At 72.4% G+C, this 6,848-nt stretch carries 5 protein-coding genes; all 5 read left to right on the forward strand.

Annotation, left to right across the window (positions count from 1 at the left end; genetic code table 11):
- Positions 1-314: 314 nt before the first annotated feature.
- The 5 genes from ACFC96_RS25120 (at position 315) to hutH (ending at position 6,704) form a co-directional block, all read left to right on the forward strand.
- Entirely contained in the window at positions 315-1,196 is an 882-nt protein-coding gene (locus ACFC96_RS25120) for a biotin--[acetyl-CoA-carboxylase] ligase (protein WP_376614197.1), read from the forward strand.
- A 714-nt stretch (positions 1,197-1,910) separates the two neighbouring features.
- A complete protein-coding gene (locus tag ACFC96_RS25125) occupies positions 1,911-3,023 on the forward strand; it encodes an adenylate/guanylate cyclase domain-containing protein (protein ID WP_376257631.1) in 1,113 nt (370 codons plus the stop codon).
- Positions 3,024-3,062: 39 nt separating this feature from the next.
- Positions 3,063-3,854 carry an enoyl-CoA hydratase/isomerase family protein gene (locus tag ACFC96_RS25130; RefSeq protein ID WP_376614199.1) on the forward strand — a complete coding sequence of 264 codons (792 nt, stop codon included), beginning with the start codon at positions 3,063-3,065 and terminating at the stop codon, positions 3,852-3,854.
- A 65-nt stretch (positions 3,855-3,919) separates the two neighbouring features.
- Entirely contained in the window at positions 3,920-5,071 is a 1,152-nt protein-coding gene (locus ACFC96_RS25135) for a diguanylate cyclase domain-containing protein (RefSeq protein WP_376614201.1), read from the forward strand.
- Between the two features lie 64 nt (positions 5,072-5,135).
- Positions 5,136-6,704 (forward strand): histidine ammonia-lyase, encoded by a 1,569-nt coding sequence (gene hutH, locus ACFC96_RS25140; protein ID WP_376614416.1) that lies wholly within the window; start codon positions 5,136-5,138, stop codon positions 6,702-6,704.
- Positions 6,705-6,848 lie beyond the last annotated feature (144 nt).

Raw genomic sequence — 6,848 nt, forward strand, 5'->3', positions numbered from 1 at the left:
TGCTTCTCCACCGCGCGTGCGGAGCCGGCGTGCGTGGCCTCTTCGATCCGGCGCTGCAGATCCGCGAGCTTTCCCGCGGTCGTGTGGATGTCGATGGCGCTGGACACGGTGGGCTCTTGCGGAACGGACATCGGGATGCGGCTCCCTGGCTGCTCAAATGGGGACGTGAGGACGGGACGGGGCGTTGTGGCGCGGCGGTGCGGTGCGGCGGGGTTCGGGGCCGGTTGAGGCCTGGCCCGTTGCTACTGGCTCGTAGCGTAGTGGCGTCGATACCGTTCGGCAGTGCGGCGTTTACCACACCTAGGGTGGGTTGCATGACGCCCCGAAATGCTTCAGACGATCCTTCCGGCGCGAACGACGGTCAGCAGTGGTCGGACCTGGACCGGCCCCCGCTGAACGCCGCCGCCCTGCGGCGCGCCCTCGTGCGGGGAGGGCTTTGGTCCTCCGTCGATGTTGTTCCCGCCACCGGGTCCACCAACTCCGATCTCGTCGCCCTCGCCCTGAGCGGCAAGGCCGAGGAAGGGGCCGTCCTCGTCGCCGAGTCGCAGAGCGCCGGGCGCGGGCGGCTCGACCGGCAGTGGACCGCTCCTGCGCGGTCCGGGCTCTTCTTCTCCGTCTTCCTCAAGCCCGGCGCCGACGTGCCCGTGGCGCGGTGGGGGTGGCTGCCCCTGCTCACCGGGGTGGCCGTCGCCACGGGGCTCGCGCGGGCCGCCGGGGTCGACACCGCCCTCAAGTGGCCCAACGACCTGTTGGTGAATGTGGGCGGCGAGGAGCGCAAGGCCGGGGGCATCCTCGCCGAGCGTGCCGGGGACGGGGTGGTCGTCGGGATCGGACTGAATGTCTCGCTGCGCGCCGACGAGCTGCCTGTGCCGGGGGCCGGGTCGCTCGCCCTGGCCGGGGCCGCCTCCACCGACCGGGATCCGCTGCTGCGCGCCGTTCTCCGGTCGCTGGAGGAGCGGTTCGTCGAGTGGCGGGCCGCGGGTGGGGATCCTGCGGTGTCGCGGCTCCAGGAGACCTATGCGGCGGGGTGCGCGACGCTCGGCCGTCAGGTGCGGGCCGAGCTTCCCGGGGGGCAGGAGCTTGTGGGGGAGGCGGTTGCCGTGGACGGGGACGGGCGGCTCGTCATCGCCTCCGAGGACGGGGTGCAGCAGCCTGTGGGCGCGGGGGACGTCGTTCATCTGCGGGCGGGGGGCTGACAGGGTTCCGGTGCGGGGCCGGGGCAGCGCCTGGGGCGTTTTCGGGGGCGCCGGCGTTGGTCCGGGCTCCGTGTTCGGGGGCGCCGCCGCTGCGCCGGGTTCCCCGTTCCCGGGCGCCGTCGTTGTGCCGGGTCGTCCTGTGTGCGTGCCGTCGCGGCGACCGGTCGTCTTTCGGGTGCGGGGCCGCGGGGGCATGTACGTGCTCGCTGTTCCACGGGTGTACGTCGGCGAGCTGATCGCCGGTACGTGGTGCTGGTGGCTGCGCGCGCACATGCCCCCACGTCCCCTCCCGTCTCGTCGGCGTCTCACGGCCGGTGGGACTCGGTGTCCTCCCGGCCGCGCGCGTCTCGTCCGCGGCTGATCATTCGGTGGCGCTGCCCCTCGCTCTGCGTGAGGACTCGTCTCGTACGCGGCTGATCGCCGGTGGGACTCGCCGCCTTCCCGGCCCCGCACATCTCGTACGCGGCTGATCGTTGGGTGGCACTGCCCCCGCTCTGTGCGGGGGTTCGTCTCGTGCGCGGCTGCTCGCCGGTGGGCTCGTTGTCTTCCGGCCTTGTTTCGTACGTGGCTGGGCGGCGGTGGGACTTTCAGGGCGGTTTGTACGTGGCCGGAGGCTCGGGACTCGTGTGTGCTGTGGGAGTGAGCTGCGGCACACCTGCCGTAAAGTTGAGGCCGGTCGATACATGACCGTGGCAGATCGGAAGGGCAGCAGGCGTGACCGTCGACGACTCGGGCTCCGGCGCGGGCAACCCAACCGACATCGGGTCTGTCGAGGAGGGTGCCGGCGGTGAGGATCCGCTTGCCCTCCGTCTTGAGCAGCTCATTCTCGGCGCGGAGCGGCGGTACACGCCTTTTCAGGCCGCGCGCAGCGCCGGTGTCTCCATGGAGCTCGCCTCCCGGTTCTGGCGGGCCATGGGGTTTGCCGACATCGGGCAGGCCAAGGCGCTGACCGAGGCCGATGTGCTCGCCCTGCGGCGGCTTGCCGGTCTGGTCGAGGCCGGGCTGCTCAGCGAGGCCATGGCCGTGCAGGTCGCCCGGTCCACGGGCCAGACCACCGCCCGGCTCGCCGAGTGGCAGATCGATTCCTTCCTGGAGGGGCTCACCGAGCCTCCCGAGCCCGGGATGACCCGTACCGAGGTCACCTACCCCCTGATGGAACTGCTCCTGCCCGAGCTGGAGGAGTTCCTGGTCTATGTGTGGCGGCGGCAGCTGGCCGCGGCCACCGGGCGCGTGGTGCAGGCCGCTGACGACGAGGAGATGGTGGACCGGCGGCTCGCCGTCGGGTTCGCCGACCTGGTCGGGTTCACGCGGCTCACCCGGCGCATGGAGGAAGAGGAGCTCGGAGAGCTCGTCGAGGCGTTCGAGACCACCGCTGCCGACCTGGTGGCCGCCAACGGCGGGCGGTTGATCAAGACCCTGGGTGACGAGGTGCTGTACGCCGCCGACGACTCGGGGGTCGCGGCGGAGATCGCCCTGCGGCTCATCGAGACCATGGCCAATGACGAGACCATGCCCGAGGTGCGGGTGGGGATGGCCTTCGGGACCGTGACGACCCGGATGGGCGATGTCTTCGGCACCACCGTGAACCTCGCCAGCCGGCTCACGTCGATAGCTCCCCGGGATGCCGTGCTCGTCGACGGTGCGTTCGCCGAGGAGCTGCAGCGGGCCGGTGAGGCGCCCGCTTCCGAGGCGGAGGCCGCCGCTCTCGCCGAGAAGGAGGGTGAGGCCGCGCCCTCGTACCGCTTCGCCCTGCAGCCCATGTGGCAGCGGCCCGTGCGGGGGCTCGGTGTCGTCGAGCCCTGGCTTCTGACGCGGCGGCCGCTCTAGGATTCTGCCGTTGTTAACTGGCGTTAACCGGGAGGGTCTGTGAGCGAGCGGTTCGGAGAGTTCGTCGAGGTGCGGCGGCACGGCTTTGTCGCCGAGCTCGTTCTCGATCGGCCCAAGGCCATGAATGCCGTGTCCAGCGCGATGGCCGTGAGTGTCGGGGAGGCGTGTGCCGCTCTCGCGCTTGACGGTGGTGCTCGGGTTGTCGTCGTTTCCTCGTCCGCCGCTCGCGCCTTTTGTGTCGGGGCCGATCTGAAGGAGCGGAACTCCTTCTCCGACGCCGAGCTTCTTCGGCAGCGGCCCGTGACCCGGGGGGCCTACGGGGGCGTGCTCGAGCTGCCCATGCCCGTCATCGCCGCCGTGCACGGGTTCGCCCTCGGTGGCGGGTTCGAGCTCGCTCTCGCCTGCGATCTCATCGTGGCCGACGAGACCGCTGTCGTGGGGCTGCCCGAGGTGTCGGTGGGCGTGATTCCCGGAGGCGGCGGTACGCAGTTGCTGCCCCGGCGCGTGGGGGCCGCGAGAGCCGCAGAGCTGATCTTCTCCGCGCGGCGTGTGGAGGCCCGGGAGGCCCTGGAGATGGGGCTTGTCGATCAGGTGGTGGGGGTGGGTGACGACCGTGAGGCCGCGCTCGAGCTGGCGGGGCGCATCGCCGCCCATTCGCCGGTGGGGCTGCGGGCCGCCAAGCGCGCTCTGAGGGTGGGGTACGGGCTCGATCTGCGCGCCGGGCTCGAGGTCGAGGACGCCGCCTGGCGGTCCGTCGCCTTCTCCGGCGACCGGGCCGAGGGTGTCGCCGCCTTCAATGAGAAGCGGGCGCCTCAGTGGCCCGGTGAATGACTATTCCCGGCCTCGTATGGGTCTTGAATGTATCGACTTGGGCCTTTCTTTCCTAATCTTGGCCTATGGGAGAGGAAGTCCGGTTGCGGGCCGTGGTCGCGATGGCGCAGGGGATGGCCGCGGCCCAGTCTCCGCGTGAGTCCTGGCGGGCCGCCGCCCTCGGCGCCTGTCGCGCCCTGTCCGGCACCTTCGCGGCACTGTCCGTGTGGGAGCGGGAGCGCGGGCGGCTGCGCGTCCTGGTGAACGTGGGGGAGCGCGCCGAGGGTGAGATCGAGTTTCCCGAGGACGAGGCCTATCCCGTTCACCAGTTCCCCGAGATCACCGAGTTCCTGCACGAGCAGTGGGTAGGCGGGGGTGCTCCGCGCGCCTGGGTCGAGACCGCCGCCGGGACCGTGGAGGGCGGCGGCTACTGCCATCAGCGCGTCGCCGCCCTGCGCCGGCGCCGGCGCGGTTGCTGTGTCGTCGCGCCGATCGTGCTCCATGGGCGCGCCTGGGGCGAGTTGTACGTCGCCCGGCCCGAGGGCGCCGAGGTCTTCGGCGCGCAGGACGCCGCCTTCGCCACCGTGCTTGCCTCTGTGGCCGCCGCGGGCATCGCGCAGACCGAGCGGCTCGAGGAGGCGCGGCGGCTCGCCTTCACCGACGCCCTCACCGGGCTCGCGAACCGGCGTGCCGTCGACATGCGCCTTGACGAGGCCATCGAGCGGTATCGCGTCGGGGGTGATGTCGTTTCTCTCGTCGTGTGTGACCTGAACGGGCTCAAGCGCGTCAACGACTCGCTGGGGCACGCGGTCGGGGACCGGTTGCTGGAGCGGTTCGGGTCCGTTCTCTCGTTGTGCGGCGCGATGTTGCCGGGGGCCCTGGCCGCGCGGCTGGGAGGCGACGAGTTCTGCCTGGTGGCGGTGGGCCCCGAGGCCGACGACGTGGTGCGGGCGGGCGAGGAACTGTGTGTGCGCGCCTCCGAGTTGGAGCTGGGGGACGGGGTCGCCTGTGGGATCGCCTCCACCGGCGACCCGATCGGCGAGGTGCTCAGTGCGCGGCGGCTCTTCCGGCTTGCCGATGCCGCCCAGTACCGGGCCAAGGCGCTGCGGGCCGTGAAACCCGTTGTCGCAGGGCGGGACGGGCCCGACGATCCCGTCGTGCGTCTGGCCGACTCGCCACCGCCGGCCGTCGGTGACGGCGAGCGGCGCCGGCTCCGGGGGCGGGACGTGGGGGCGTAAGGGGTCCATCCCGAACTCGGTCGTGACATTGGACTCTTCACCTCGTACGCTCCTGAATATGGATATGCGCACTGTGGTGGTGGGGACGTCCGGTGTCAGCGCGGCGGATGTCGTCGCCGTGGCGCGGGCGAATGCCCGGATCGAGCTCTCCGAAGAGGCGGTGGCCGCGCTCGCCTCGGCCCGCGCGATCGTGGACGCGCTGGCCGCGAAGCCCGAGCCCGTGTACGGGGTCTCCACCGGGTTCGGCGCGCTCGCCACCCGGCACATCAGCCCGGAGCTGCGGGCCCAGCTGCAGCGGAACATCGTCCGCTCGCATGCGGCGGGAATGGGGCCGCGCGTCGAGCGGGAAGTCGTGCGCGCGCTCATGTTCCTGCGGCTGAAGACCGTCTGCTCCGGGCACACCGGTGTGCGGCCCGAGGTCGCGCAGACCATGGCCGACGTGCTCAACGCCGGGATCACGCCCGTCGTGCACGAGTACGGGTCCCTCGGGTGCTCCGGCGACCTCGCGCCGCTCAGTCACTGCGCCCTGACGCTGATGGGCGAAGGCGACGCCGAAGGGCCCGACGGCGTCGTGGCCCCCGCCGGCGAGCTGCTCGCCGCCCACGGCATCGCGCCCGTCGAGCTGCGCGAGAAGGAGGGCCTCGCCCTTCTGAACGGCACCGACGGCATGCTGGGCATGCTCGTCATGGCGCTCGCCGACCTCGAGAACCTGTACAAGTCCGCCGACATCACCGCCGCCTTGTCGCTCGAGGCGCTCCTCGGCACCGAGAAGGTCCTCGCGCCCGAGCTGCACGCCATCCGGCCGCACCCCGGCCAGGGCGCCAGCGCGGCCAACATGCTGGCCGTGCTGAGGGGTTCGGAGCTCACCGGGCACCACCAGGACGACGCGCCGCGCGTGCAGGACGCGTACTCCGTGCGCTGTGCCCCGCAGGTCGCCGGAGCCGGGCGGGACACCATGGCGCACGCGCGGCTCGTCGCCGAGCGCGAGCTGGCGTCCGCCGTGGACAACCCTGTCGTGCTGCCTGGGGGTACCTCCCAGGCTTTCGGCCCCGGGGGAGGGCGTGTGGAGTCCAACGGCAACTTCCATGGCGCGCCCGTGGCTTACGTACTCGACTTCCTCGCCATCGCCGCCGCCGACCTCGGGTCCGTCGCCGAGCGGCGCACCGACCGCCTGCTCGACAAGAACCGGTCCCACGGGCTGCCGCCGTTCCTCGCCGACGACGCGGGCGTCGACTCCGGCCTGATGATCGCCCAGTACACGCAGGCCGCCCTGGTCAGCGAGATGAAGCGGCTCGCCGTGCCCGCCTCCGCGGACTCCATCCCGTCCTCCGCCATGCAGGAGGACCATGTGTCCATGGGCTGGTCCGCCGCCCGCAAGCTGCGAACCGCGATCGACAACCTGACGCGGATCGTCGCCGTCGAGCTGTACGCGGCCACGCGCGGCATCGAACTGCGGGAGGGTCTCACGCCCGCTCCCGCCTCGCGCGCCGTGATCGACGCCGTACGGGCCGCGGGAGTTCAGGGTCCCGGCCCCGACCGGTTCCTCGCGCCCGACCTCGCGGCCGCCGACGCCTTCGTGCGCGGCGGGCACCTCGTCGCGGCCGTGGAGCCCGTCACGGGGCCGCTGGCCTAGGGGTCAGGAGACAGGGGCGGGGGGGCCCCCCCCGGGGGGGGGCCCCCCCCCCCGCGTAGTACGGCGCCACCGCCCGCGGAGACTCGGCGGGAGGCGTCGTGAGCCCGGCGGAAGCCCGCCAACCCCCCCCCCCCCCCCCCCCCA

Source organism: Streptomyces sp. NPDC055955 (genome assembly GCF_042270245.1).
Classification (GTDB): Bacteria; Actinomycetota; Actinomycetes; order Streptomycetales; family Streptomycetaceae; genus Streptomyces.

Coding starts and splice junctions, on each gene's coding strand:
- ACFC96_RS25135 (WP_376614201.1), top strand. CDS start 3,920: ATGGGAGAGGAAGTCCGGTTGCGGGCCGTGGTCGCGATGGCGCAGGGG.
- hutH (WP_376614416.1), top strand. CDS start 5,136: ATGCGCACTGTGGTGGTGGGGACGTCCGGTGTCAGCGCGGCGGATGTC.
- ACFC96_RS25120 (WP_376614197.1), top strand. CDS start 315: ATGACGCCCCGAAATGCTTCAGACGATCCTTCCGGCGCGAACGACGGT.